The sequence below is a fragment of the Spirosoma endbachense genome (assembly GCF_010233585.1).
Taxonomy (GTDB): Bacteria; Bacteroidota; Bacteroidia; order Cytophagales; family Spirosomataceae; genus Spirosoma; species Spirosoma endbachense.
Map to the genome: position 1 here is coordinate 4,980,702 of NZ_CP045997.1, position 26,215 is coordinate 5,006,916.

Annotated in this window: 24 protein-coding genes; 20 read left to right on the forward strand and 4 right to left on the reverse strand. The window is 46.9% G+C overall.

Going from position 1 to position 26,215, the window contains the following annotated elements:
* Genes GJR95_RS20060 through GJR95_RS20075 form a run of 4 tightly spaced genes read left to right on the forward strand, consistent with a single transcriptional unit; the run spans position 1 to position 3,931 of the window.
* Positions 1–927: an ABC transporter ATP-binding protein gene (locus GJR95_RS20060; protein WP_162387556.1), complete on the forward strand. Its 927-nt coding sequence runs from the start codon at positions 1–3 to the stop codon at positions 925–927.
* Positions 928–938: 11 nt separating this feature from the next.
* Positions 939–1,691: an ABC transporter ATP-binding protein gene (locus GJR95_RS20065; protein ID WP_162387557.1), complete on the forward strand. Its 753-nt coding sequence runs from the start codon at positions 939–941 to the stop codon at positions 1,689–1,691.
* An 18-nt stretch (positions 1,692–1,709) separates the two neighbouring features.
* Entirely contained in the window at positions 1,710–2,816 is a 1,107-nt protein-coding gene (locus tag GJR95_RS20070) for an ABC transporter permease (RefSeq protein ID WP_162387558.1), read from the forward strand.
* Entirely contained in the window at positions 2,813–3,931 is a 1,119-nt protein-coding gene (locus tag GJR95_RS20075; RefSeq protein ID WP_162387559.1) for an ABC transporter permease, read from the forward strand. The genes GJR95_RS20070 and GJR95_RS20075 overlap by 4 nt, the downstream gene beginning before the upstream one ends.
* 93 nt (positions 3,932–4,024) lie before the next feature.
* On the opposite strand, the gene GJR95_RS20080 is transcribed toward GJR95_RS20075, so the two are convergent.
* Positions 4,025–5,068: a fasciclin domain-containing protein gene (locus GJR95_RS20080; protein WP_162387560.1), complete on the reverse strand. Its 1,044-nt coding sequence runs from the start codon at positions 5,066–5,068 to the stop codon at positions 4,025–4,027.
* 139 nt (positions 5,069–5,207) lie between these two features.
* On the opposite strand from GJR95_RS20080, the gene amaB reads away from it, so the two are divergent.
* From amaB to GJR95_RS20115, 8 genes are all read left to right on the forward strand, one after another.
* Positions 5,208–6,731, forward strand: coding sequence for an L-piperidine-6-carboxylate dehydrogenase (gene amaB, locus GJR95_RS20085; protein WP_162387561.1), 1,524 nt, complete (start codon positions 5,208–5,210; stop codon positions 6,729–6,731).
* A 954-nt stretch (positions 6,732–7,685) separates the two neighbouring features.
* The gene (locus GJR95_RS20090; RefSeq protein WP_162387562.1) at positions 7,686–7,910 is read left to right on the forward strand and encodes a hypothetical protein; all 225 of its coding nucleotides are present in this window, start codon (positions 7,686–7,688) and stop codon (positions 7,908–7,910) included.
* A gap of 213 nt (positions 7,911–8,123) precedes the next feature.
* The gene (locus tag GJR95_RS42685; protein WP_317167087.1) at positions 8,124–8,465 is read left to right on the forward strand and encodes a PD-(D/E)XK nuclease family transposase; all 342 of its coding nucleotides are present in this window, start codon (positions 8,124–8,126) and stop codon (positions 8,463–8,465) included.
* Positions 8,466–8,716: 251 nt separating this feature from the next.
* Positions 8,717–8,911: a hypothetical protein gene (locus GJR95_RS42690; RefSeq protein ID WP_317167088.1), complete on the forward strand. Its 195-nt coding sequence runs from the start codon at positions 8,717–8,719 to the stop codon at positions 8,909–8,911.
* A 308-nt stretch (positions 8,912–9,219) separates the two neighbouring features.
* Complete coding sequence (locus GJR95_RS20100) at positions 9,220–9,648, forward strand: DUF3859 domain-containing protein (protein WP_162387563.1); 429 nt, start codon at positions 9,220–9,222, stop codon at positions 9,646–9,648.
* 323 nt (positions 9,649–9,971) lie between these two features.
* Complete coding sequence (locus tag GJR95_RS20105; RefSeq protein WP_162387564.1) at positions 9,972–10,178, forward strand: hypothetical protein; 207 nt, start codon at positions 9,972–9,974, stop codon at positions 10,176–10,178.
* 140 nt (positions 10,179–10,318) lie between these two features.
* Complete coding sequence (locus GJR95_RS20110) at positions 10,319–10,792, forward strand: nuclear transport factor 2 family protein (RefSeq protein WP_198424869.1); 474 nt, start codon at positions 10,319–10,321, stop codon at positions 10,790–10,792.
* A gap of 75 nt (positions 10,793–10,867) precedes the next feature.
* Positions 10,868–11,332 (forward strand): RidA family protein, encoded by a 465-nt coding sequence (locus tag GJR95_RS20115; RefSeq protein WP_232541248.1) that lies wholly within the window; start codon positions 10,868–10,870, stop codon positions 11,330–11,332.
* A 334-nt stretch (positions 11,333–11,666) separates the two neighbouring features.
* Here GJR95_RS20115 and GJR95_RS20120 read toward each other — a convergent pair whose 3' ends face one another.
* Positions 11,667–12,875 (reverse strand): EndoS/ChiA family endoglycosidase, encoded by a 1,209-nt coding sequence (locus tag GJR95_RS20120; protein WP_162387565.1) that lies wholly within the window; start codon positions 12,873–12,875, stop codon positions 11,667–11,669.
* Between the two features lie 295 nt (positions 12,876–13,170).
* On the opposite strand from GJR95_RS20120, the gene GJR95_RS20125 reads away from it, so the two are divergent.
* The 5 genes from GJR95_RS20125 (at position 13,171) to GJR95_RS20145 (ending at position 21,170) form a co-directional block, all read left to right on the forward strand.
* The gene (locus tag GJR95_RS20125) at positions 13,171–13,611 is read left to right on the forward strand and encodes an RNA polymerase sigma factor (protein WP_232541249.1); all 441 of its coding nucleotides are present in this window, start codon (positions 13,171–13,173) and stop codon (positions 13,609–13,611) included.
* A 128-nt stretch (positions 13,612–13,739) separates the two neighbouring features.
* Positions 13,740–14,729, forward strand: coding sequence for a FecR family protein (locus tag GJR95_RS20130; RefSeq protein ID WP_162387566.1), 990 nt, complete (start codon positions 13,740–13,742; stop codon positions 14,727–14,729).
* A gap of 114 nt (positions 14,730–14,843) precedes the next feature.
* Positions 14,844–18,251: a SusC/RagA family TonB-linked outer membrane protein gene (locus GJR95_RS20135; RefSeq protein ID WP_162387567.1), complete on the forward strand. Its 3,408-nt coding sequence runs from the start codon at positions 14,844–14,846 to the stop codon at positions 18,249–18,251.
* A gap of 18 nt (positions 18,252–18,269) precedes the next feature.
* Entirely contained in the window at positions 18,270–19,865 is a 1,596-nt protein-coding gene (locus GJR95_RS20140) for a RagB/SusD family nutrient uptake outer membrane protein (RefSeq protein ID WP_162387568.1), read from the forward strand.
* 123 nt (positions 19,866–19,988) lie between these two features.
* Positions 19,989–21,170 (forward strand): exo-beta-N-acetylmuramidase NamZ family protein, encoded by a 1,182-nt coding sequence (locus tag GJR95_RS20145; RefSeq protein ID WP_232541250.1) that lies wholly within the window; start codon positions 19,989–19,991, stop codon positions 21,168–21,170.
* Positions 21,171–21,366: 196 nt separating this feature from the next.
* On the opposite strand, the gene fdhD is transcribed toward GJR95_RS20145, so the two are convergent.
* A complete protein-coding gene (fdhD, locus tag GJR95_RS20150) occupies positions 21,367–22,200 on the reverse strand; it encodes a formate dehydrogenase accessory sulfurtransferase FdhD (RefSeq protein WP_162387569.1) in 834 nt (277 codons plus the stop codon).
* 170 nt (positions 22,201–22,370) lie between these two features.
* On the opposite strand from fdhD, the gene GJR95_RS20155 reads away from it, so the two are divergent.
* Positions 22,371–22,700, forward strand: coding sequence for a nucleotide pyrophosphohydrolase (locus GJR95_RS20155; protein ID WP_162387570.1), 330 nt, complete (start codon positions 22,371–22,373; stop codon positions 22,698–22,700).
* Positions 22,701–22,749: 49 nt separating this feature from the next.
* A complete protein-coding gene (locus GJR95_RS20160) occupies positions 22,750–23,559 on the forward strand; it encodes a peptidoglycan-binding protein (RefSeq protein WP_162387571.1) in 810 nt (269 codons plus the stop codon).
* Here the strand turns inward: GJR95_RS20160 and GJR95_RS20165 are convergent.
* Complete coding sequence (locus GJR95_RS20165; RefSeq protein WP_162387572.1) at positions 23,542–23,721, reverse strand: hypothetical protein; 180 nt, start codon at positions 23,719–23,721, stop codon at positions 23,542–23,544. The two genes, GJR95_RS20160 and GJR95_RS20165, sit on opposite strands and share 18 nt — an antisense overlap.
* Before the next feature lie 126 nt (positions 23,722–23,847).
* Between GJR95_RS20165 and GJR95_RS20170 the strand changes: the two genes are divergently transcribed.
* Positions 23,848–26,214, forward strand: coding sequence for a penicillin acylase family protein (locus tag GJR95_RS20170; protein ID WP_162387573.1), 2,367 nt, complete (start codon positions 23,848–23,850; stop codon positions 26,212–26,214).
* Position 26,215: the final 1 nt, after the last annotated feature.

Genomic DNA, 26,215 nt, shown 5'->3' on the forward strand with positions numbered 1-26,215 from the left:
ATGGGGGGCGTAACGCTGATGAATCTGACCAAAACCTACGACAGCGGGAAAGTTCTGGCCGTTGATGAGATTTCTTTTTCAGTAGAGCCAGGCGAACTCTTCGGATTGATCGGTCCCGATGGAGCCGGGAAAACCAGCATTTTTCGTATTCTGACAACGGTACTGCTGGCCGATAAAGGCACCGCAACCGTCGATGGGTACGATGTTGTGAAGGATTACCGGGCTATTCGGAACACCGTTGGCTACATGCCGGGACGGTTTTCACTCTATCAGGACTTAACCGTCGAAGAAAACCTGACTTTTTTTGCGACCCTGTTCGGCACAACCATTCAGAAAAACTACGCTCTGATCAAAGACATTTACGAACAAATCGAACCGTTCAAAAAACGCCGGGCGGGTAAGCTTTCGGGCGGAATGAAGCAAAAACTGGCTCTCTGCTGCGCCCTGATCCATAAACCCACGGTCCTGTTTCTGGATGAACCGACGACCGGTGTCGATGTGGTTTCCCGCAAAGAATTCTGGGATATGCTGAAGCGCCTGAAACAACAGGGTATCACCATTCTGGTGTCGACGCCCTATATGGACGAAGCGACGCTTTGCGAACGAATTGCGCTGATTCAAACGGGTAAAATACTATCCATCGACACGCCGGAAAACGTGATAAATTCTTATCCGGGGCAGCTATTCGCCGTCAAAGCAGATTCTATTCATCAGCTGTTGAACGACATCCGGCAGAATAGCTCAATACGAAGCAGTTACGCCTTTGGTGAGTATCTGCACGTGTCCTTCAGGCAGGATAACGACCAGAATTCGCACACGTTGCTCCAGTACCTTGAGCAGAAAAAACATACCGGTGTTGAGGTGAAACGCATCACACCGACCATTGAAGACCGATTCATCGAACTCATGACGAAACAGGCCGATTAATTCCTACGGGTATGAACGCAACGAATCAGAAAGCCATTTCCTGTCATGAGTTGTCGAAGCAATTCGGTGATTTTGTGGCAGTCAACAAGATTTCCTTCGATGTAGAAATCGGTGAAATATTCGGCTTTTTAGGAGCCAATGGCGCAGGCAAAACTACGGCCATGCGGATGCTTTGCGGCTTGTCGTTTCCAACCTCCGGGCAGGCCACGGTCGCGGGTTTCGATGTTTACAAGCAGCAGGAGTCGATCAAGAAAAACATTGGCTACATGAGTCAGAAGTTTTCGCTCTATGAAAACCTGTCCATCCTGGAAAATATCGAATTCTTTGGGGGCGTGTATGGCCTGTCGGATAAAGACCTGAAAACGAAAAGCGACGAACTGATCAGTACGCTGGGGCTTGAACACGAAGCCAAAAAGATGGTTGGGAGCCTGCCGTTGGGCTGGAAACAAAAGCTCGCGTTCTCGGTCGCCATCATCCATGAACCTAAAATTGTGTTTCTGGACGAACCGACCGGCGGAGTTGACCCCGTTACGCGTCGGCAATTCTGGGATCTGATCTACGATGCTTCCGATCGGGGCATCACCATTTTCGTGACAACACATTACATGGACGAAGCCGAGTATTGCAACCGGATTTCGATCATGGTCGATGGCAAAATAGACGCGCTGGATTCGCCGGGAAATCTGAAAAAACAGTTTGCCACCGATTCAATGGATGATGTTTTCTATCAGTTGGCTCGGGGAGCCAAACGTTCTGCGGATTAAGTTCAACCAGCTACGGGCATGAAACAACTATTGGTTTTTATACGAAAGGAATTTTACCACGTCTTCCGCGATCGGCGTACGTTGCTCATCCTGTTTGGGTTGCCAACGGCGCAGATTATGCTGTTTGGTTATGCCCTGAGCAGTGAGGTTAAAAACATCAATCTGGCCGTCGTCGATTTTTCAAAAGATGTAGCTACCCAACAGATCATTACCAAAATTCAGTCAAGCTCGTATTTCAATCTGCAACAGTCCGTACTGAGCTATGCCGACATGGAACGTGCGTTTCGGGAAGGAAAAATAAGAGCGGCCATCGTCTTTCCAACGGGTTTTAATGATGATCTACGCCATGTTAATAAAGCACAGATTCAACTCATTGCCGATGCATCGGACCCCAATACGGCCACAACGATCACCAACTATCTGACCGGAATTATCGGTGATTATCAGCAGCAAATCAATGCAGCCGCAGCCTTGCCGTATCAGATTCAGACCGAGACCCGAATGCTTTATAACCCGGATATGAATGGTTCGCTGAATTTTATTCCGGGGGTATTAGCATTGATTCTGATGATTGTCTGCACAACATTGACGTCTGTTTCCATCGTTCGGGAAAAAGAGCTGGGAACCATGGAGGTGCTACTGGTTTCGCCTTTTAAACCGATTCTGGTTCTTATTGCCAAAGCCGTCCCTTATCTGGTGCTTTCGCTGCTGGATTTTGCCCTGATTCTGGTGCTGGCGGTTTTTGTGCTGGATGTTCCCGTTCGGGGGAGTGTTGTGCTGCTGTTTGCCGAGAGTACACTGTTCATTATCTGTTGCCTTTCGCTGGGTTTGTTGATCTCTAACATAACGGCCTCGCAACAGGTGGCCATGCTGGCGTCTATGATGGGGATGATGCTGCCGACCATCTTGTTTACGGGATTTATGTTTCCGCTGGAAAACATGCCGCTACCGCTGCAACTGGTGTCCAATATCGTTCCCTCGCGGTGGTATTATCTGATTGTGAAAGCGATTATGCTAAAAGGACTGGGCTTTGGTGCAGTCTGGAAAGAAACGGTTGTGCTGATCGGGATGGCCGTTGGATTATTGGGAATTAGTCTGAAGAACTTTAACATACGGCTCGCATGAGAATCCTGAAGTTTCTGCTCCGGAAAGAGTTTCGGCAAATATTCCGCGACAAAAGTATCCTGGCCATGATTTTTGCGATGCCATCGATCCAGCTGATTATTCTGCCATTGGCCGCCAATTTCGATGTGAAGAATGTGAACCTGGCCATTGTCGATAACGATCACAGCACCTATTCGCAGCGGCTGATTTCGAAAGTAGGCTCATCCGGTTATTTCCGCATTATCGAAGCGAGTCATTCATTTAAGGAGGCCCTGCACACGGTTGAAGATAACCGCGCCGATCTGATCATGGAAATTCCTGCTGGATTTGAACGGAATCTGGTTCGCGAAGGCTCGCAAAAGCTGTCGCTGGCGGTCGATGCCATTAACGGAACCAAAGCAGGATTGGGAGGGGCCTACCTGAACCGGATTATCGGCGATTTCAATGGCGATGTCCGGCTACAGTGGATGCAGTCCGGCCGTTTTAATGAGGCTACGGCCATTGACGTAACCTCGTCAAACTGGTTCAATCCACTGGGCGAGTACCGATTTTTTATGGTCCCCGGTATTCTGGTTTTACTCCTGACGCTGGTAGGCGGTTTTTTATCGGCCCTGAACATTGTGCGGGAAAAAGAGATTGGCACCATCGAACAAATCAACGTGACACCCATTCAGAAATGGCAGTTTATTCTGGGTAAGATGATTCCGTTCTGGGTATTAGGTATGATCGTATTCACCATCGGACTGCTTATTGCCCGACTCGTCTACGGCATTATTCCTGTTGGGAGTCTGGCAACCCTGTATCTGTTTGCGGGCGTTTATCTGGTGGCTCTGCTGGGGTTTGGGCTACTCATTTCAACCTATAGTGATACGCAGGTGCAGGCGATGTTCGTCGCCTTTTTCTTCGTGATGATCTTTATTCTGATGAGTGGCTTATTCACCGCTATCGACAGTATGCCGCCCTGGGCGCGGGCCATTGCGTATATGACCCCCGTTACGCATTTTATCGAAGTGGTTCGAATGATTATCCTGAAAGGTAGTGGTCTTGCTGATGTAACCCGTCAATTGCTCTACGAAATCGGTTTTGCGATCGTGCTCAACGGTTGGGCAATCTGGAATTACCGCAAAACGAATTAAATGACCAGCCACAGTCTGATGATAACGTACAATGGCCGTGGCGATGAGCGCTTAAACTCATTTCCACGGCCATTGGTATATTGTATTGCTCATCTACCGAAACATTGTACCTACAGCTTTGGGCATCAGCACAATGTTAATGCTGTGCACAACACCGTTTTCTGACTTGTAATTATCACCAGCGTCGATGCTGGCCGTATGTCCCTGATCGTCGGTCAAATCAATGCTGCCGTTTGAGCCTTGTTTCGCCATCAGGGTGCTTCCTGCCAGTGTCTGTAATTCGGCCTGACCATTACCCGCCTTGATTCGACGAGTTAACTCGGCAATATCGACTTCTCCCCGTACGACATGATAAGAGAGCAATTGTTTTAGTGCATCGCGGTTGCTGCCTTCCAGCAGACCACTCTGGGCGTTGGCTGGTAGTTTTTTGAAGGCACTATTCGACGGTGCGAACACGGTGTAAGGGCCGCTTCCCTTGAGTGTCTCAAATAAATCAGCGGATTGAAGCGCATTTTGCAGCGTCGTGTAATTTGGCGATGACGAAATAAAATCGCCCACACTGGTGCTGCGGTTCGTGCTACCTGCTTTTATGGCTGGTGTTCCGCCGGTTCTTGCACCCGATACTGCGGCTCCGGTGCCTGAAGTGCTGACACTTGTTCCGGATGGAGTTGCACCCGTATTGGGCGAATAACTGCTTCCGTCGCTACTCACAGAACTACGGGCAGCCGAATTGTTCTGTCCGTTGCTTACCTGATCGGCGGGCGTAGGCGTTGCAACTGTTGGATTACTGCCAACGCCTGTGGGAGCATTCGTAACGTTGTTGCTGTTGTAGTTCGTCGTGTTGCTGTTGTTGATGGCCGTGCCGTCGCTGGCCGAACTTTTCCGGTACTGACCATCCTGCACACTCGTTGAGGTACCTGAGTTCATGCGCGCGTTTTGTTCCATGGCTTTTTTATTGCGTTTCATGGCTCTTCGCTGACTTCGTGATGATGGGGCGGGTGTAGAATCGGGGGCGATAGCGCCCTGCGGATAGGTGGTTGAGGTAGCTGCCCCGGTGGGCGTAGTTTGTGCCCAGGCGGCTCCAGCTGCCAACGCTGCTCCGAGCGTCAGCAAACTAAGTGTTACATTGATTTTCATAACGTTGCATGGTCGTTGAGATAACAAATCATCATGTTATCAACCTAATTGGACGTAAAAAGTTTACTGTCATGTGTCCGTTGTTTATACAAAGGCCACTAGATTTGCCAACACATCAACCTACTGAGTACCGATAGTTATGCAGTCGATTCTCCCTTTACCAACGCAGCCCGTAAAACCCGGAACCAGCACCGGGCAACAGTTCTGGCAATCTTCCGAAAAAACAATCGATTCCTATTCACCCGCTGACGGTCAGCTCATTGCACGCGTCCACGTGTCGAGTCGGGCTGATTATGATCGTGTTGTTGAAACCGCGCAGGCTGCTTTTCAGCAATGGCGTCAGGTACCCGCTCCGCGCCGGGGCGAAATTGTCCGGCAGATGGGGGAGCAATTCCGGCGGTATAAACGTGAACTTGGCACACTGGTCAGCTATGAGATGGGTAAGTCCCTTCAGGAAGGTCTGGGCGAAGTACAGGAAATCATTGATATCTGCGATTTTGCCGTTGGGCAGTCGCGGCAGTTGTATGGCCTGTCGATGCACTCCGAGCGTCCGGCTCACCGGATGTTTGAGCAATGGCACTCGTTGGGGGTTGTGGGTATTATTTCGGCCTTTAACTTTCCCGTAGCCGTCTGGTCGTGGAATGCGATGCTGGCCTGGGTTTGTGGCGATGTCTGTATCTGGAAACCATCCGAAAAAACGCCATTGACAGCGTTGGCCTGTCAGCAGATCATTGGCGACGTGTTGCGTAATAACGATGTTCCCGAAGGTGTGTCGTGCCTTGTTACCGGCGGTCGCGATGCGGGTGAATGGCTGGCCCGTGACCCACGTATCGCGCTGGTTTCAGCTACGGGTAGCACGCGCATGGGTAAGGCGGTCGCTGAAGCCGTTGCCGGACGATTGGGCCGTAGTCTGCTCGAACTGGGCGGTAACAACGCCATTATTGTATCGGAACATGCCGACCTTGATCTGGCTATTCCGGCAATTGTGTTCGGAGCCGTTGGCACGGCTGGCCAACGGTGTACCACCACACGCAGGCTCATTGTTCAGGAGAGTATTTACGACGATGTAAAGAATCGGCTCAAAAACGCCTATGCTCAGCTACGAATTGGGAGCCCATTGGATGAGTCGTTCCATGTTGGGCCGCTCATCGATCAACAGGCCGTAAAAGGCTATCAGACAGCCGTAAACGAGATTCGCGAATTGGGGGGACGGTTTGTGGTTGAGCCGGGCCTGATCGACGGGTCGGGTTTCGAATCAGGATGTTACGTAAAGCCGTGTATTGCCGAAGCCGAAAATCAGTGGCCTATCGTACAGAAAGAAACATTCGCGCCCATTCTTTACCTGCTGAAATACACCTCGCTGGATGACGCAATTGCTCAGCAAAATGCTGTACCACAAGGGCTATCGTCGGCCATTTTTACCCTGAACATGCGGGAGGCTGAGCGTTTCCTATCCATTGCGGGTTCCGACTGTGGTATTGCCAACGTAAATATCGGCACATCGGGCGCTGAAATCGGAGGTGCGTTCGGGGGCGAAAAAGAAACGGGCGGTGGTCGTGAATCCGGCTCCGACGCCTGGAAAGCCTACATGCGTCGGCAAACCAATACCGTCAACTATGGCACGACCATGCCGCTGGCGCAGGGTATTACGTTTGAACTGTGATTTTATATCGACAGGTTTAACAGGACTCATTCAGGGATATAAGAATTCCTATTCTTCCTGTTAAACCTGTCGAGAAGACTTTTCTGTGGGTAAACCAGTAGTTGAGGAATATACCTCTAAGTCGTTCCAATGACGATCCGCTATCGGTTTTAATTGTCCCGCAGCCCATAACGGTACAAGTATTTGTCATGCCCAAATAACTAATTTGGAAATCCCTTCGATACCAGACTTAATCAATATAACTGATATTTGTAACTTATTTTATAATTTAGTTTGTAATTATTCGATTCGTTACTTATTATTACGGCGAAAATAGTGACTTGTGCTGACGGTTCAGCAAGTGGGCGTTAATGCCTTCGCAACAAGAGCGTAAAAGTGAAAGTAACGTAAGATTCCTGGCGACAGGTGACACGACTCATAAAAACAATTTCACTAGTTAAATCCGTCATGATATGTTAGCATTTATGGGCTTAGGAGGGCAAGAGCTAGTTTTACTACTTCTTTTCTTTATTCCGGTTAACATCATTACTATTTTGCCAATCTGGAAGATTTTTCAAAAATCTGGCCAAAATCCCTGGCTAAGTTTGATAGTATTGCTTCCTGGTTTAGGCGTGTTAATCGCACTTTATGTAGCTGCGTTCTCGAAGTGGCAACTAGAAAAAAGGTAGGCTAAATATCAACGTTTGGTCCTGTTGTGAGCTTGGCGTGGTTCACCTGTCTGGCGACAAGATGCTAGCCTGAAGGAAAGTAGGCAGCCCAACAGACAAAGGGTGTAAAGATGCAGCTAATACAACATAAGCACAAAAACCTTGCGAGGTCGCTTCCCCGCTGACAGGGCCCATGTTTTAGAGGTTAGATTTTGAGCTTCTATCTTGGTCTTTGGGCCGACAAGAAAAGCCGATTTAAAATTTCATTTTCAGTTTGGGTTGATTGTAAAAAAAGCCTTTGTAACAAATGCTCGATATTCAATACGTCACTGATTCCACTGGTAAAATTCTGTATGTGCAGATGCCAATTGAAGTCTATAAAGGATTAATAGCGGGTACTGAAGAGCTGACTCGATTAATCAGTATGGGTCTTCGGGTGTTGACAAACCTAAAGCATATTCAGTCGAGGAAATTCGTCGAAAGCATGCAGCAGCATACAGTCCGTGGACAATCGAAGAAGAGCGTCAATTGAAAATCAAATTTTTTGAAGGAGCATCTATCAAAGATATTGCGGCAGCATTGGGTAGAAAAAAAGGGGCGATTACATCACGTTTGAAAAAATCAGGAATCCCACATCCATAGTAGATCAGCCAAAGATAATTTAGGCAGTACGGTTTATAAACTCTGCATCTGCGACTGTCTGGCTACAGGTAGTATGTCTCTGTGTTTCGAGTAATTATGCTAAATGGCGACAGGCGATTATATTTCCATTATTTCTGATTACGGTTTTAAAGCCACCTTCGGTAACGAAGCCGACAGTCTTTTCCTTCGGACAGCTTTGCGGGCTCTCATCAAGTCGGACATGCCTATTCGAGAAGTACATTTTGATAAGAATGTATTTGAGGCTCTGACTATCGACAGCCGCAGCGGCATCTTTAATTTGGCTTGTACTAATGAAAACGGCAATCAATTTATTGTCGAAAATCAGTTGGGCTTGGCTCCGTATTTTGTCCAGCGTATGAAGTTTTACGCTTTACACAAGTTCAATACAGTGGTGGAGCGGAGCGAATTTTCACAGCGTTGCTAATCTGCGAAGCGAAGATGGCGAAATTATTGACACTCAACTGACGTTCATTATCGTAGAATTGGCTAAGTTTACTAAACAAGTAGCTGACATTCAGGCCGACTTGGAAAAATTAATGTATACTATGAAGCGTCTTCATACGACCGAACCCACTCAGTATCCGGCTTTCTGGAACGAGGAATGGCTTAAACGGGCCATTGACGAGTTGGACACGCGGAAGATGGCTCCAGAGGAGCAGGCGTACTTTTGCGCGTGTGACAGCAGCAAACGCCGAAGCGGTCAAGGCAGAGAAGCAAAAGATTCAGGAAGCTGAGATGTCGATAAAAACGGAGACTGTTGCGAAATTATTAAAACGGGGCAAACTCACCATCGAAGAAATAGCTGAAGACAGTAGTATTAATATTGAGTTTGTTCTTGAAATTCAGCGTGGTCTTGCCAAAAATCTGTAAGGCAAGCCTTTAGCGGCAGGCTGCTCGCTCTAAAGTCAAGCGTGACAGACCAACAAACCGAGGCCGAAAAGGCCCCGTATGTTCGCCATCGGGCCATCGATGGCGTTGGCATTTAGGTGAGTTTCGCGTCAACCACCAACTCCAGCGTTGGCGTTGGGTGGCTCATTCAGGTCATTGCTTGCGGGTCAGCTTTGTGTCGAAGGGCCAAACCTAATTGCCTGTCGAACCCACATGCAGGGTACATTGCGGCTGGCAAGGCAAATACCTCACAAGGCAAGTCCAAGATTGACTCTAATCAAAAAACGATTATGATAACTGAGGTTGAGTTGCTCAATTTTGGCGTCTGCCAATTAATTAACGAAGTAGCCGACAACAACGAAAACAGCCCTACAGGCTTTTTTCTTCACAGTGATACCATCCAATTTTTAGAAAAGACCGATAAGATCAACATTGAAAGTGGCCTGGCCTTCGGCATAGAATATTTACTTTCAGGCTTAGAGGATGAGAACGCAGAAGAGTTTGAAGCACGAATCCTCTACCCTCAGATGGTTAACCCTGCTACTAATTCAGCCTCTACCGAAGTAGTCGAAATGAAGGTTGGTTGCATTGGAGAAGCAAATTTTGATTATTACAAATTTGAATACACCTGGGAGATGCAGGGAGGCAAATGGATTTTTGAAATTAGCCAAACTGATCGGGTACTTTTAAGCAAGGAGTTTGACGTGGGTTTTTTGTAAACCCTGCATGGGTAACTTGTCGATTTACAGAAAGCAAGTTCTATCGCCTGACTGATCGATTGTTAAAGATTAAGGAAACTCACCTGTTTTGAGTAATTCTTCTACCAATCAGCCCTTTGGGTGTTGAGTAAATAGCCAAATAAAAATATAAATTGCTGGAAATAAATTGAATAGCTTAAACTAAGCTGACCGCGAGCGCATCTCGACAAGTCAGCTTTTAAGCGTGCGTATGAAACAGAAAACGTCTTGGTTGGGGTAGCCAAATCTAACGTAGGGGGCAGCATGACAACTACCTTTAGTTGTATACCTTAGACAGGTTACCAATGAATACTAAATTGATGTTTTTGGCGCTCGGCCTGCTCTTGTTAATTGTCTCGTTTTGGGTTGAAGGCGACGCTTTTGACATCCAACTTTATGCTACTTACTATGTCATTGGCTGGGGCAGTCTGTTCAGGGGTATTGGTTTGTTATGTTGTTTGGTAGGAGGGGTTTACTTCCTGCTTAAGCGTCAAGTTAGTCGGCAGCAATAATGCTTTGCGAGTCACTTATCGTGTAGCAGGCAGCACGTTTCCAAGGAGAGCTTAAATGAATCTTGACCGATAGTGAGCCACCCTGGAGTTTTGCGGGTTTTAATTTTGCTAAGCCAGTCTACAAGTAAACTATCAGGAAAATGAATCAAATTTTGGTACTTCTCATGGCGGCATCATTCATTTTGACATCATGTAAAACCAGTTTTAGCCAAAAGAAAACACAGGCACATATGGCAACCGAAATAGACAATAGTGCGACAAGTCTTACACTTGACGCAGTGGAACGATTCAATGCAGCGTTCAATCGTCACGATGTCGATGCTGTAATGAATGCTATGACAGAAGACTGCATCTTTGAGAATACGAATCCACAACCTGATGGTACCCGTTTAGTGGGTGCTGATGCCGTCAGGGCATATTGGGGGAAATTCTTTGCGGCAAATCCAGACGCCATTTTTGAGACGGAGGAGATTTTTGCGACTGGTGATCGTTGTGTTGTCAGGTGGATTTATCGCAAGACAAAAGAAGGGAAACCATGGCATTTGAGGGGAGTGGATATTTTCAAAGTCCGAAATGGAAAGGTGGCGGAAAAATTGGCCTATGTAAAAGGATGATCGTGTAATGTATAGGTCTAATCAAGCTATTGGTAGCTTATAACTAGCTTTCGGCTTAAGACAAAGCGTGCACACATGCTGGACAAAAGGCTTCAAGAGAAGTTATTGTATAAACAACAGCCAGAAAATATGAACTCAACCGTAGAATTTCTGAACCCAGACGAATTATTAAAAAATCCGGCTTTCTCTCAGATTGCCATTACAAAAGGAAATGGCAGTACAATTTATATTGGCGGGCAAAATGCAATAACAAAAGATCTGGAAATAATTGGGAAAGGCGACATAACCTTACAAACGGAATACATTTTAAAAAACATTGAAATTGCTTTAAATTCCTGCGATGCAACGGTAGATGACTTGTTTAAACTGACAATTTATATTGTTCAGGGGCAAGACGTACGAAAGGGTTTTGAAGGAGCTCAGGGTTTTCTAAAAAAATTAAGTAACCCACCCGTTATTACGGGAATTGTTGTTGCCGGTTTAGCAAATCCTGATTATTTAGTGGAAATTGAAGCTGTTGCGTTCAAAAGAGAAAAGTAATCAACTTGAGTTAACCAAAAGCAGATGTCCGTGCATTGTTGCTTTGCTCTTACAGGGAATCCGTTCCTTAAGAAAATGTGTAGCCCAACTCAAGCAGGATTGTAACTCGTTGATTCCTGCTAATTGGTTTTCCATCAGCCCTTTGAGGTGTTGGTTGATGCGCCCAAATGTATAAAGGGCGTATTTGCTATCGTTCCGGCAACAGGGTTAACGACTCGATAAGGCAAACGCTGCTTTTAGGTACGCCTTACAACTATCTAATACCTCTTACTGCCCTTTTAACCAAAAAAGCGGAGAGTCGACTCCCCGCTTTTTAAACTTGTGTTACCACCCGTTATTCAATCTTTACTGATGATATTTTATCATTGGCACTTGGTGAAAGTGAGCCAAAAGAGCTTTTATTTGCAGTAAGTACCCACGACTGACCACTAAAATTATCGCCTTCGTACATGGTTACTTTCCAGCCCGCAGGAATTTTCACCGACGATGCCCAGTCATTAGTTACCCCAGCGACGCTCAATTGAAACCCCGTGTAAGTTCCCTTTTTCAGATAACTCGATACGGGACCACTATAGTTATAATCCCTGTAGAATTGTACACCATTTCCATGAAGGATGTCGAGCAGGTTCTTGGTCACTTTATAATCGGGAGCAGGGCTCGTATCCGTTTGTTGATCGGCAATATCACGGTCAATGGCATATGCAAAAATCCCCCCTTTCTTACCCAAATTCCAGTTCGCGTAATCATAAGCAATCCCTTTCTGATCATCAGGGGAGTGAACATCGTGAAAGTTACCCCGTTCTTCGTGGAATGAGAATCCCGGCAAAAATTTGTTTAGGGGTAGTTTACTCGCGTAGGTGTTGGTGTAGGTGCCATTAACGCTGGTCGCACTACGACCATAAGCCTGCAAGAACACATAATCAATTTTATCATAGATAGCACCAAAAAAGGGGGTGGTCCCATTCTGATTCGTATCATAAATAAGTAGCTTCCCTGTCCCTGATTTAGGTCCTACATATTTTGACAAAGCGGTAACAATTCCTACTTTATCGGTTAGCGTTTGGCCGCTTGGAGAATCCTCAATATCAAAATCAAGACCATCTACATTATACTTGATGAGGAAATTGTCTATCAGAAATTTGGCGTATTTATCATAGCCGGTGGCATCGTGTGTATAGCCTGATGGTAAGTTAATACCACCTACTGTGTAAATGACTTTAGTGCCACGCTTATGAAGTTCCGGCACATATGTATCCTTTAAGACATTCCAGTAGTTACTGGTGGCACTCGTATTGACTGTGAAAACCACCACCATATCCAAATCGGTTGGTAAATCAAGCATGGTAGTTAGTTTCTCCGGGTGATCGGCTCTATCAGCCCCGGTTCTATAATAACCAGCCATGATTTCGTTATACTGACCTGCGGCTCTGGCTGATCCATTCTTCGCTTCAGCCCTAATTGGGGCTATTGAATCTACGGGATTTTTCTCCTGACAACTCAATGTCATAAGCATCAGGCATGCGATAATTGAAAAATACTTCATAAGAAATGGGGGTAAATGTTACGGAGGCAATATTATTTTAAAATATTTTAATATAAAAACTTTTGTTGTAATTGTTTATATATTTAGATATAATATATAAATTATAGTCTATTAAAAATAATAATATATTTAATGATTGGTATATTTATAATTCTAACTAATTCATTGAGGATTAGCCGTTATTCTGCATCAGCCTGGTCAAATTTGACTATTTGATTATTTTTTTGCTTTTTTTAGGGGTTTTTATGATTTAGGGTACTTATACCTAAATAGAGTACCTATACCCCGTAACTCAATGAATATAAAACAGCTACATGACGAGCAGTTGGTAACGCTTTTTCATCAGGGCAGCATGGCAAGCTTTGAGGAGATTTATCAGCGGTACTGGTACAAGCTGTTTAAAATGGCTTATCACCAGGTCAATGTGCAGGAAGATGCCGAAGAGTTAGTACAGGACATTTTCATGAGTCTCTGGAAACGTCGGTCGATAGTTATCATCAAGCAATTGGATCTTTATTTAATGCTGGCCGTAAAAAATCAAATCTATAAATATATCAAATCAAAAATTAGTTTACAAAAATACAGGGAATATATCATTTTTCAGGATATCTATCAGAACCACCATACCGATGACTTTGTGAGTTTTCACGAACTCATGGATGCTACCGAAGCAGCCCTTGGGCGATTACCCGAAAAAAGTGCCGAAGTGTTCCGTCGAAGCCGCTTTCACAACTAAACGGTTAGAGAAATCGCAGAGGATCTGAATCTGTCAGAAAAGGCAGTTGAATATCATATTACAAAATCCCTGAAGTTTTTGAGAGAGAATTTAAGCCATTATCAGTCAGATAATTAAATCAACGTATAATGACACAACAAGAATTTAACGAGTTATCGGAACGCTATCTGGAGGGTAAAACCTCTGAGGAAGAGGATCGATACTTGTTAGCATGGTCGCACCGACAACTGGCCGATGAGTTACCTGATTTCACCAAAGTTGAGAGAAGCAAGGTTGAGAAACGAATATGGCGAAACGTTGATCAGCAAATTCAACCGAAAATTATCTGGATGCGTGCCGCATGGCTGAGTGGTATAGCGGCCTGTCTCTTAATGGGACTTTTCTGGTTAGTGCCATCCTCACTGCTTCCCCAAAACGGACCGTTTGCGGTGGCAAATAAGCTGGGTCGCACTGGTATTGAAGTGAAGAACACGACCTCGGCAGAACAGGTAGTAAAACTGGAAGATGGAACCGTTGTGCTGCTAAAACAAAAAAGTAGCCTCGTTTACGGAGAAAAATTCAACCAAAGCAAGCGCGAAGTGTATCTGACCGGCGAAGCTTTTTTTTACGTCAAACGAGATATAACGAAGCCCTTCATTGTGCATTCGGGCACGCTGATTACCGAAGTGCTCGGAACAAGTTTTCGGATAAAACCAAAAGCCAATGCCATTGAAGTAGCTGTGGCTACAGGCCGGGTGTCGATTTATACCGAAAAATCGAACCACAAAAATGAACGGGCCGGTATAATTCTGACGCCCAATCAGCAGGTTACGTTTGATGAAGCCTCGCAGAATATCATCCCCGGTCTTGTTGAAAAGCCAATGCCTATTACATCCGTAGAAAACATAGCTCCACAGTTAGTATTCCAGTCGACGCCCTTACAAACGGTATTGAATACGCTTTCGACGCTATACGGAATCGAGTTTGTTATTACCAATCCGAAAACAAAAGACTGCCACATTACCGCCGATTTGAATGCCCTCTCGATGTTTATCCAATTAGAATTAATCTGCAAATCTATTGATGCCACCTACGAAAAAAGAGGTACGGTTATTTTCATCAATGGTGAAGGCTGTTAATAAAAAAGCCGAAAATGTTTCCGCATTTTCGGCTGGTGTAGCTACCCCTTGACAAACGCCAATCTGTGGAAGGGATAGAGTTTTTCATCCGTACAACGAAAAACAAATAAAACTATGAAAAAAGGTTTACAAACCTCCAGAAACTGGGGGAAACTTATGAGAATCACGCTTACTCAGTTGCTGATGTGTGTCATAGGTGTGAGTGTTACACTGGCATACGATACCCGTGGGCAGGAGGTACTGAATCGAACCGTATCGGTCAGTGGCGATCAGGTTGAATTGCGCGCCGTTTTGAGCCAAATCGAGAAACAGGCCGACGTAAAATTTGTATACAGTACAAAGGTCAACTCTGAGCAACGGATAACGATCAATATAGCTAACCGAAAACTCGCTACGGTTCTGGACGAAGTGTTGATTCCAAATATGATTGATTACGAGGTGATTAATAATCGAATTTTACTCAGAAAGAGTAAATCTCCAGCGAGAAACGCGCCAAACGAAAACAAAATCGGCTCGATCGAAAAAAAAGAAAGTGCCACTAGCGTGAAAGGGGAGGTCACCGACGAAAAAAAACAACCAATCGTCGGGGCTTCGATCGTTATAAAAGGTACAACCCGCGGCACCGTTACAGATGTAGAGGGCCGATATTCAATTGATGTGCCAGACGATCAGGCCATTCTGGTCTTTAGTTATATCGGCTTCATCACGCAGGAAGTGAAGGTGGGCAATCGAAGCGACATCTCGATTTCGCTGGCGACAGATACCAAATCGCTCGATGAAGTTGTGGTGGTGGGCTATGGTCAGCAATCGAAAGTAAGCCTGACCAATGCCGTAGGGACCGTTAAAGGCACCGAACTCGTTAGGCGACCTTATTCCAGCATCCAGCAGGCTTTACAGGGGCAGGTGGCCGGTCTGACCGTGCTTGACCAGGGCGGCAGTCCGGGCCGCACCACCAGCACCCTGCGTGTTCGGGGCGTTACGACCCTGAGCAACAGTAACGAAGCCCTCGTGATTGTAGACGGCGTCGAGCAGCAATTGACCAACCTTAATCCCAACGATATCGAATCTATTTCTGTACTGAAAGATGCAGCATCAACCGCCATCTATGGGTCAAGAGCCGCCAATGGCGTGATTATGATTACGACCAAACGGGCAAAAGAGGGGAAAGTTACGGTTAGTTATAATGGGTTTTACGGCCTGCAACGGTCGGTCAATAATCCAGCGATGGATTTGCCGAGTTACATGAAATTAGAGCAGGTAGCCTATAACAATGCCAAAATTGCGTTGCCCGCTAAATTTACGGATGCGGGCATCCAGGAATACATTAACGGGAATAAAACCAATCCTGAACTGTATCCCGATGTTAATTCCTGGTTTAAAACCATGCTTCGAGTTGCCCCTCAGTATAACAATAGCATTTCGGTAAGCGGTGGCAGCGAAAGTATTCGTGCCCGATTGAGCATCCGCCAGCAAAAACAGGCATCTCTTCTGGATGCGCCGTTGGACTACGGTGCCGATTTACGGGATATTCGATTGAATTCCGACTTTAAGGTGTCTAAAAAAATAAACGTTTCGACCGATATTAATTACCGGAACAACTACACAGTTGCACCAGTCAACGAAAGCGAAGTATTTAACCGATTCATCCATGGCACCTTGTTTGCCACGCCCCGGTATTTAAGTACGCTGGAGGGAACGTATCCGGGCATTACCGGAACCTACGGATTGAGCACCCAAGGCGTTACGCCCCGCATTGAGGCTGAGCAGGACGGCACCTCGAAACGAACAGAGGAAAGTATATTTTCGAGCCTTAAGGCCGATTATGAAATCATAAAAGGGCTCCGATTTACCTCCCAACTGGCGTTACGGATCGAGAATTTTCGGCAGAAGAATTTCACGAATGCCTATAAAAATGTGGATCTGGTCAAAAACATAACGCGGAACATCATCAATAATTCACTGGCCGACACGCTCAGAAACTCCACCGAATATACCTGGAACAATTACCTGAATTACGAGACAAGCCTGCAAAAACACTACCTGAAAGCCTTGGTTGGTTATTCGACCATCAACAATGTGTTTAAAGGATTGTATGCCTATCGTCAGAATTTTTACAACAACGACATTCAGTCGTTGAGTCAGGGGGCTAATGATGGCACCAAAAACAACGGTGGTTCGGATGCGCAGTTTGGCCTGCGCTCGTACTTTGGCCGTGTCAACTATTCATTTGCCGACAAGTATTTGTTTGAAGCCAACGCCCGCTACGATGGGTCATCGCGGTTTACGGGTGCGAATGTGTATAGCTTTTTTCCTTCGTTTTCGGCAGGTTGGCGAATCTCGGAAGAGTCGTTTATGAAGAAAGCCAGATTTATTAATGAACTGAAACTACGGGTTTCGTGGGGCCGAACCGGCAACCAGTCAGTTGGTTTGTACAGCTATTATCAGTCGCTGGTGGCTTCATCGTATGGCTTCAATGGGGCTACTGCTATTTCGTATTCGCCGAATCAATTGGCTAACAAAAACATAACCTGGGAAACTACGACTCAGGTTGACCTCGGTTTCGATGCCCAGATTTTCAGAGGGTTTAGCGTTGGGTTCGACTACTATACTAAGCTAACCGATGGCATTTTGCTGAACTTGCCCATTCCGGCAACGATTGGTTTGGCGGCACCCCCGCAAAACGCGGGTAAGGTTGAAAACAAAGGCTTCGAATGGCAAATCGGCTATCGGAATATAGGTGCGAAAAACGTCCGATACAGTACAACTCTTAACCTCTCGGCCAATAAAAACACGGTAGTCAGTCTGGCTGGAACGGGACCCTATATTTCGGGGAGTGATATCGATCCACTGTTTATCATAAAAGAAGGCACTCCCATTAATTCGCTCTGGGGATATAAAACCGATGGATTTTTTAAAACCGACGACGAAGCCAAAAGCTACCCAACCATCACTACAGGCCGGGCGGCTGGCGATGTGAAATACCTCGATCTGAACAGCGATGGGAAAATTGATGCCAACGATCGTACCATTATTGGTAGCTCATTCCCCAAACTGCTCTACTCGCTGAACGGGAATATCGGTTATAAAAACTTCGAGTTGTCGTTGTTTTTTCAGGGAGCAGCCGGTGGAGATGCCCGTTTAGCGGGGGCTTTGGCCGAAAATGGCAACAATGAAGGCTTTGTTCCGAAAATCGTGAGCACCAATTACTGGACTCCAGACAATCGGAACGCTCGCTTTCCCCGACCCCTGAAACGGGATTTGTTCAATATGTACACCGCCGATCGACTCGTCATCAATGGTGACTACCTGCGGCTAAAGAACGTACAGTTGATGTATCATCTGCCAACCAGAGTAGTGCAGAAAATGAAACTGGAAAGTGCCAGCGTGTATGTGTCGGCAACGAACCTATTAACCTTTTCCAAACTGAATGAGTGGGGTCTTGATGCCGAGGCAGGAAGTGGCCGGGCCACCTATTATCCCCAGGTATCGGTCACGAGTTTTGGGCTAAATGTTCAGTTTTAACTACTAACAATACGAAAAATGAACACAAACTATATCAAAGCGGGGCTTCTTGCCTTGTCAATCCTGGTTTTGAGTGGTTGTCAAACCGATTTGTTACTGCAGCCCCCCAACGACCGCTTATCAACGGATTTGTTCTGGAAAACTGAAAACGACGCCGTGCTGGCTGTCAATGCGGCTTATCCGGCGGTGTTAGACGACGGAGCAGCCCTGTTTCAGCGCGACGCATTCAGCGATATTGCCCACGTGAATTTATTCTTCAATGCCGATGCGCTGGTCGAAAAAAACAGCTACGATGCGTCGAATTCGGTTATTGCCACGCAGTGGTCAACATTATGGGCTGGGGTTACGAAAACCAATTTCGTGCTGGATAATGTCGATGCCATTCCGGTTACGAACAAGACCGTCGTTAACCGCGTGAAGGGCGAAGCCAAAGCCCTCAGAGCGTATCAGTACATTAAATTAACGGCTCTTTTCGGTGATGTTCCTCTTATTACGAAAGTGATTTCAATTGAGGACGGGAAAGGCTTATCCCGTACACCCATAAGCCAGATCTGGGATTTCATCGATAAAGAACTAACTGAAGCGGCTTCGCTTTTACCTGTCAGCTATACTGGAACTGATATTGGCCGGGTTACGAAAGGGGCGGCTCTGGCCATGAAAGCCCGCGCTAATCTGTATGCTGGTCGATATCAGCAGGCTGCAGCCGATGCCAAAGCCGTTATGGAGTCGGGCATTTACAGCATCTATCCGAAATTCGCTGATCTGTTCGGCTATGCAGGAGAGCGAAGCCCGGAGGTGATTCTGGATCGGGAGTATGTTAAAGATGTACTCCCAAGTCCGGTATTTAACCAGATGGCTCCTTACGGGCAAACCTCCGCCCTGGCGTCTAATTCCTACGTGCCGACAAAAGCGTTGGCTATTATGTATTCAATGGCTAACGGCAAACTTATTAACGATCCAACCAGCGGTTTTGATCCGAAAAATCCTTATCAGAACCGGGATCCACGATTGGGCTTTACGGTTTATGTACCGGGCGATTTGCTGCCTAATGGAAAGGTATTCAATTCATTGCCATCCAGCAACACACCTGATGCAGTCGGTGGCACGTTTTACGCAACAGCAACAGGGTTTACGTCCCGCAAATATGTAAACAATGCCGATGCCGCCACGCCCACTAACAGCGGTATCAATATTATTCAGGTACGCTATGCCGAGGTGTTGCTCACATATGCCGAGGCAAAAATCGAGCAAAACCAAATAGACCAGAGTGTATTGGATGCTATCAATGCAGTTCGGGCTCGGGGCGACGTAAAACTACCGGCCATTACGCTGCCGCAATCGCAAGCCGATTTGCGTGAACTTGTCCGTCGGGAGCGAACTATCGAATTAGCGTTTGAAGGACTACGACTGTATGATCTCCGACGGTGGAAAATTGGCGATAAGGTTTTAGTTGGTTCAATTGGAGGCATCGACTACGTAGATAATAATGCCGTTAAAACCATTGAGGTGCCATCATTCATCAAATCGTTTAACACGACCCGCGATTATTTGTGGCCGATTCCGACGAATGAACGGATTTTATCACCAAATCTTACACAAAATACCGGCTGGTAATTTACGTGATAGTTGTTCTGAATAACTGAATTAATTAACACATTGACTGATCGTGTAATCGATTGACTTTCAGGAATTTGCCTTGCTGTGTGAGTTGATTTGCCTGTCTTGTTTTAACCTTTCATGACCTTCGATCATATGGGCCAACGATTTTTTAAACTCCTGGCTATTATCGTCTTGTTAATGCTACCGTTTAACCTGATAGCACAGAGCCTGCTATTGGGTTGCGAACAGACGGGTGAGTATCTGCCTGACCTGCAAAAGAAAAAGGTCGCAGTGGTTGTTAATCATACGTCTATATTTAGCAACCATAGACATTTAGTCGATAGCTTATTGAGTTTGGGTGTTACTATCACCATGATCTTCACGCCCGAGCATGGTTATAGAGGTGTTGCCAGCCCACTCGAAAAAGTCGATAACAGTACTGATGCCAGAACGGGAATCCCCATTACGTCGCTCTATGGAGCCAATACGAAGCCCACTGTCGAACAACTAAACGATGTTGACGTCGTGGTTTTCGATATTCAGGATATAGGCGTGCGTTACTTCACTTTTTCCAGCACAATGCACTATATAATGGAAGCCTGCGCCGAAACGGGTAAACCGCTCATTATTTTAGATCGCCCGAACCCAAACGGACATTACGTGGCTGGGCCTGTCCTGAATCGGAAATTTGCTTCATTTGTCGGGTTAAATCCTGTGCCTATCGTATATGGGCTGACGGTAGGCGAGTTGGCCCGAATGATAAATAGCGAAGGTTGGCTCGCAACTAGTAAACCCTGTACCCTAAAAGTAGTTGCCTGCCAAAATTACACGCATCAGATGCCCTATGATTTACCCGTGCCGCCGACGCCTAATCTGCCTAATAGAAAGGCCATTTTACTATACGCATCGCTCTGTTTGTTTGAAGGTACCGAAATCAACTTTGGGCGCGGTACCGATATGCAGTTTCAGGTAATTGGCGGTACCAGTCCCAAATATGGCCAGTATACGTTTACACCGAGCGACCGGCCGGGAGCTCTTAATCCGGCCAACGAAGGTCGATTATGCTATGGATTGGACTTGCGACGTGTAAACACCCAAAAAGAAGGCTTCACCCTGAAATATCTCATCGATTTTTACCATAAAGCCCCCGACAAAACCAAATTCTTTACCAAGCCTGCCACTTTCGATAAGCTGGCAGGCAACGACTTTTTACGAATTATGATAACGGACGGGAAATCCGAAAAGGTAATCCGGAGCGCCTGGAAAAAGGAATTGAACCAGTTTAAGGTTTTGCGAAAAAAGTATCTCCTGTATCCTTAGCAATGGCTTTAAGCCTTTCACTGAGAAGCGTACCAAGTGTATTTGTAGCGGCATTAGTAACCGTGATACGCTTCTCAGTGAAAGGCTTACAAATGCGAGTTTACTTATTCCTCCAGCGTCAGAATAAACAATGATAAAAAGCAGGAGTAAAGCCCGCTGTTCGGCGAGATTTTACCGGCTGTCATGCCAGTTCGGCTCAAGCGCTTACCCGATTGGGTTTACTGTAGATATTGAATCGCTCATCCCGTACAAAACCGGCCAGGGTTATATCGGCCTCCTGCGCCATCTGAACGGCCAGACTCGACGGTGCCCCCACGGCGGCTAACAGTGGAAGACCAGCCATCCAGCTTTTCTGGACCAGTTCAACGCCGATACGACCACTTAAAAATACGCCATAACGGCTTAATGGGAGCCAGTTTTGCCAGAAGGCAGCCCCAATGAGTTTATCCAGGGCATTGTGTCGGCCAATATCTTCCCGAACGAGTAGTAATGCGCCCCTGGAATCGAACAGGGCGGCCGCGTGGATGCCGCCCGTATAGGCAAAGGCTCGCTGTGTAGCCCGGACCCGGTCGGGTAAGGTATGCAGGATGGCTGGTTCGATCAATAAATCAGATGAAATCGGACCGGGTGTAAGGGCCATTACAGCGTCGATGGTGGTTTTGCCACAAAGTCCACAGCTCGATGAGGTAAACGTATTTCGTGTTAGCCGCGACCAGTCAACCGCTACATCCGGATTAAGTTCGACTCGGATAACGTTCCCTTCTTTGGCCGAATCCTGAACACAATGTCGGCACGAAACGATATCGGCGGGTTTCTGAATAATACCTTCTGTAAACAGAAAACCCATGGCCAGTTCTTCGTCATTGCCGGGTGTGCGCATCGTAACGGCAACACTGCGCTGCTGCCGGTCGTCGATTGGGCCAAATCCCAGCCGGATTTCAAGCGGCTCCTCAACCGCCAGCAAGTCAGGTGCTTCGATTTGATTGGTACCGGTGATTTTCTGTATAGTAACGGGCGCAACGAACGACATGAGCTTCTACTTTTGGCTATAACGCCCGGTAGTACAGTAAAGTTGATTTAGTTGATGACCCGACCGCTATCTTCGCGGCAAAATCCAGTACTTGTAGTTCCAGCACTAACCAACAATCGCGAAATGTGATGGTGATACTCAAGCGGGAAACAAATTGACTTTACGACTATATGACTCTTAAAGACGCACAGACAACTGTCGATGAGTGGATTAAAACGGTCGGCGTTCGGTATTTTAACGAACTGACCAACATGGCTATGCTGACCGAAGAAGTTGGTGAAGTAGCCCGAATTATTGCCCGGCGCTATGGCGAACAGTCAGAGAAGGAATCGGATAAAAATAAAGATCTGGGCGACGAAATGGCTGATGTACTTTGGGTATTGATCTGCCTGGCCAACCAGACCGGTATTGACCTGACCGATGCCTTCGCGAAAAATCTGGCAAAGAAAAACAACCGTGATGCCACGCGGCATTTGAACAATGAGAAACTGAACGAATAGCCTGTACACCAAACGTGGCCTGGACGCGGGGTCCGGGCTAAGCTGTAGTATGATCAAAACCTCTTACCAAAACGAACTACTTTTTTCGGATACACTCAAAAAAGGCAGCCAGGGTCCCGATGTCCGGCGAATTCAGGAATGGTTGTGTTTAAGTGCGTTACGTTATCCACAGGCAGTGTTGACAACCGCCATTGATGGCCAGTTTGGACCGGCGACCGAGCGGGCGTTACAGAATTTTCAGGCGGTTCTCAAGTTGCCTAAAACGGGGATTGTCACCTCTGAACTATTTGCCCGGCTGAGTGCTCCGCTATCGACTGCTTTTCAGGCAAAACCCACCATAAACGATACACGGAAAGCCGTTATACAAGTTGCAAAAGCGCACTTAAACCAGCGGTCGGCCGAAATTCAGACTGATGATGGGCAAAACCTTGGGCCGTGGGTACGCGGCTATTGCGACGGATTCGATGGGGCACCGTTCAAGTGGTGCGTAGGCTTTGTGCAGACGGTGCTCGATCAGGTGGCTTCTGCACAGGGCCGCAGCTTCACGTCAATTATGCCCCAGACGCTTAGTTGCGATACGATGGCACTCAGTGGGAAGGAAAACGGCCGGTTATTAGACAGTACATTGATCCGCAAAAAACCAGATCGAATTCAGATTGGCGATGTGTTTATCCTGCGAAATCCCCAGGATAATGACTGGTTTCATACGGGGATCATAACGGCTGTTTTGGGGGATGCGATCGAAACACTGGAAGGCAATACGGATTTAAAAGGCGGGAGTAATGGCACCGCTGTTTTTGCCCGTGTCCGGAATATTCAAAAAGCAACCATCGATGTATTCTCAATTGATGGCCTGTAGCGATTCGGGTAGCTTGCCTTCGAAGATGTGACCATTAACCACACCTACATACCTGATAAGTTGCTGGAAATGATCTGACAAGTCCCTCGGTTTTATAGTAAATGGAATCGTTACGCATCCAACCAGTAAACTAATCAGGAGAAAAGTAGCGAGCGTTTTCATACGTAATGAGTATTGTATTAATCCGATTCTTAACGTAACAAAACAAAGTTAATGTGCTTGTTCAAAGCCTGTTAAAGTTGTGTATGCAGATTGTTGGTTATCTTACTCAGAAATCTCCGCTGTGCAATGCAACGATTCCTGCCCTTACTTCTGCTCATTCTTACGATCTCTTCTGCCTGTTCTCAATCAACACCTGGCCTTCAGCAACCCGTCGAAATAATCCGCGACCGCTGGGGTGTTAATCACATCTACGCCAAAAACGAACACGATCTGTTTTTTGCTCAGGGTTATTCAGCCGCTCAGGATCGACTCTTTCAGTTAGAAATATGGCGTAGACAGGCTACGGGTACCGTTGGCGAATTACTTGGGCCACAGGAAACCAAGCGCGATATTGGCACTCGATTGTTTCGATTCAGGGGAGATATAAATAAAGAGCTGCTTCACTATCATCCGCATGGCCCACAAATCGTTCGGGCGTTTGTGGAGGGGATCAACGCCTACATTACCGAAATTCTGAAAACACCAGAGAAACTCCCTTTCGAGTTTCGGGTGCTCGATACGAAACCAGGGCTATGGACACCCGAAGTTGTTATCAGCCGCCATCAGGGACTTGCCTATAACGTACGCGACGAACTAAACTACGGGCGACTGGTTAAACTCATCGGAGCAGACAAACTCCGCGAATTGCAGTGGTTTCACCCACAGCCAGCCGTTCCGCTGGCAAAAAATGGCGATCCAGACCTGACCTTGCATGTTAACGGTGATGAATTGTTTCAGCCAATTCTGGAACTATACGAAGCCTTTCGCCTGCCGTTGAAGTTCAAAGGTCGGCCAACCAAAGCCGATGAGGATGAGGCAAAACGATCGAATCGTTCAGCAGACGACTGGTTCGACACGGAAAAGCAATATGTCGGCTCCAATAACTGGATTATTTCGGGGAGCAAATCGGCTAGTGGTTACCCAATGCTGGCCAATGATCCGCACAGGGCGCAATCTACGCCCTCATTGCGGTATTGGGTGCATCTTAATGCGCCCGGCTGGAACGTAGTTGGAGCGGGTGAACCGACATTGCCCGGCATTTCTGTAGGCCATAACGAGTATGGGGCCTGGGGACTAACGATCTTTGAAACCGACAATGAGGATTTGTATGTGTACGATACCAATCCGGCTAACCCCAATCAATACCGATACAAAGGCCGCTGGGCGACCATGAAAACCCTGTCCGAAACAATTCCGGTAAAAGGTGGTCAATCCGTTCGGGCAGAACTGAAATACACACAGCATGGCCCGGTTGTCTTCGAAGATAAGCAACATCACAAAGCCTACGCCGTGCGGGCCGGATGGCTTGAAACAGGTTGTTCGCCCTATCTGGCCAGCCTACGTATGAATCAGGCCCATAACTGGACGGAGTTCAGGCAGGCCTGCACCTACAGCCGAATTCCGGGCGAAAACATGATCTGGGCGGATAAGACGGGCACTATTGGCTGGCAGGCTGTAGGGCTGGCCCCAATCCGGAAAAACTTTACAGGCCTGGTGCCTGTACCGGGCGATGGTCGTTATGAATGGAGTGGTTATCTGCCGATTCAACAACTTCCCGGCAAACTGAATCCGCCTGAGGGTTACGTTGCAACGGCCAATAACAACCTCACGCCAACTAATTTCCCTCACCGCGATGTAATCGGATGGACCTGGGCCGCACCCAGCCGGGCGCACCGTATCGAAGAGGTGCTGAACGATGGGAAACGCAAAAGTATGGTCGATTTTATGGCGCTTCAGGCCGACTATCTGTCTATTCCGGCCCGAACACTGGTGCCATTGCTGCAAAACCTGTCATCGCCGACCGATCGAACCGAACAGGCGTTGGCCCGCCTGCGCCGGTGGGATTATAAACTTGATCCCAGCTCGGTAGCGGCTTCAATTTATGTGGCCTGGGAGGGACAACTAAAACAGGCCGTTTATCAGCAAAAAGTCCCGAAGAACGCTCAGCCTTATTTTAAAACGATGCCTTCTAAGCGAGTCTTCGATGCGTTGCTCATTCCAACGGCCGCTCGCGATAGTCTGTTACTTTTCTGCATGGATCGCGCCGTTGCTGAACTCACCAAACGGCTTGGTAGCGACATGGACGAATGGGCGTATGGGCAGCGAAAAAACAAGCATATTACCATCACACATCCACTCAGCGACCTGGTCGATAAAGAGATGCAGAAAAAAATCAACCTGGGTCCAGTGGCGCGGGGTGGCTATGGCGAAACGGTTAACGCAACGGGTAACGATCTGAACCAGGCTCACGGTGCCTCGTTCCGGATTCTGGTCGATACCGAAGATTGGGACAAAACCCTGGGCGTCAACAATCCGGGTCAGTCGGGCAATCCTGACAGTCCACACTATGGCGACCTGTTCCCGATCTGGGCTGAAAACAGTTATTTTCCCGTGTTTTTCTCCAAAGAAAAAGTAAAAACGGTTGCTGAGGGAACCACCATATTAAAGCCTTAAA

What these genes read in the sequence shown, in the direction of transcription:
- GJR95_RS20060 (WP_162387556.1), top strand. Translation starts at nt 1, where the DNA reads ATGGGGGGCGTAACGCTGATGAATCTGACCAAAACCTACGACAGCGGG.
- GJR95_RS20065 (WP_162387557.1), top strand. Translation starts at nt 939, where the DNA reads ATGAACGCAACGAATCAGAAAGCCATTTCCTGTCATGAGTTGTCGAAG.
- GJR95_RS20070 (WP_162387558.1), top strand. Translation starts at nt 1,710, where the DNA reads ATGAAACAACTATTGGTTTTTATACGAAAGGAATTTTACCACGTCTTC.
- GJR95_RS20075 (WP_162387559.1), top strand. Translation starts at nt 2,813, where the DNA reads ATGAGAATCCTGAAGTTTCTGCTCCGGAAAGAGTTTCGGCAAATATTC.
- GJR95_RS20080 (WP_162387560.1), bottom strand. Translation starts at nt 5,068, where the DNA reads ATGAAAATCAATGTAACACTTAGTTTGCTGACGCTCGGAGCAGCGTTG.
- amaB (WP_162387561.1), top strand. Translation starts at nt 5,208, where the DNA reads ATGCAGTCGATTCTCCCTTTACCAACGCAGCCCGTAAAACCCGGAACC.
- GJR95_RS20090 (WP_162387562.1), top strand. Translation starts at nt 7,686, where the DNA reads ATGCTCGATATTCAATACGTCACTGATTCCACTGGTAAAATTCTGTAT.
- GJR95_RS42685 (WP_317167087.1), top strand. Translation starts at nt 8,124, where the DNA reads ATGGCGACAGGCGATTATATTTCCATTATTTCTGATTACGGTTTTAAA.
- GJR95_RS20100 (WP_162387563.1), top strand. Translation starts at nt 9,220, where the DNA reads ATGATAACTGAGGTTGAGTTGCTCAATTTTGGCGTCTGCCAATTAATT.
- GJR95_RS20105 (WP_162387564.1), top strand. Translation starts at nt 9,972, where the DNA reads ATGAATACTAAATTGATGTTTTTGGCGCTCGGCCTGCTCTTGTTAATT.
- GJR95_RS20110 (WP_198424869.1), top strand. Translation starts at nt 10,319, where the DNA reads ATGAATCAAATTTTGGTACTTCTCATGGCGGCATCATTCATTTTGACA.
- GJR95_RS20115 (WP_232541248.1), top strand. Translation starts at nt 10,868, where the DNA reads ATGCTGGACAAAAGGCTTCAAGAGAAGTTATTGTATAAACAACAGCCA.
- GJR95_RS20120 (WP_162387565.1), bottom strand. Translation starts at nt 12,875, where the DNA reads ATGAAGTATTTTTCAATTATCGCATGCCTGATGCTTATGACATTGAGT.
- GJR95_RS20125 (WP_232541249.1), top strand. Translation starts at nt 13,171, where the DNA reads ATGAATATAAAACAGCTACATGACGAGCAGTTGGTAACGCTTTTTCAT.
- GJR95_RS20130 (WP_162387566.1), top strand. Translation starts at nt 13,740, where the DNA reads ATGACACAACAAGAATTTAACGAGTTATCGGAACGCTATCTGGAGGGT.
- GJR95_RS20135 (WP_162387567.1), top strand. Translation starts at nt 14,844, where the DNA reads ATGAAAAAAGGTTTACAAACCTCCAGAAACTGGGGGAAACTTATGAGA.
- GJR95_RS20140 (WP_162387568.1), top strand. Translation starts at nt 18,270, where the DNA reads ATGAACACAAACTATATCAAAGCGGGGCTTCTTGCCTTGTCAATCCTG.
- GJR95_RS20145 (WP_232541250.1), top strand. Translation starts at nt 19,989, where the DNA reads ATGACCTTCGATCATATGGGCCAACGATTTTTTAAACTCCTGGCTATT.
- fdhD (WP_162387569.1), bottom strand. Translation starts at nt 22,200, where the DNA reads ATGTCGTTCGTTGCGCCCGTTACTATACAGAAAATCACCGGTACCAAT.
- GJR95_RS20155 (WP_162387570.1), top strand. Translation starts at nt 22,371, where the DNA reads ATGACTCTTAAAGACGCACAGACAACTGTCGATGAGTGGATTAAAACG.
- GJR95_RS20160 (WP_162387571.1), top strand. Translation starts at nt 22,750, where the DNA reads ATGATCAAAACCTCTTACCAAAACGAACTACTTTTTTCGGATACACTC.
- GJR95_RS20165 (WP_162387572.1), bottom strand. Translation starts at nt 23,721, where the DNA reads ATGAAAACGCTCGCTACTTTTCTCCTGATTAGTTTACTGGTTGGATGC.
- GJR95_RS20170 (WP_162387573.1), top strand. Translation starts at nt 23,848, where the DNA reads ATGCAACGATTCCTGCCCTTACTTCTGCTCATTCTTACGATCTCTTCT.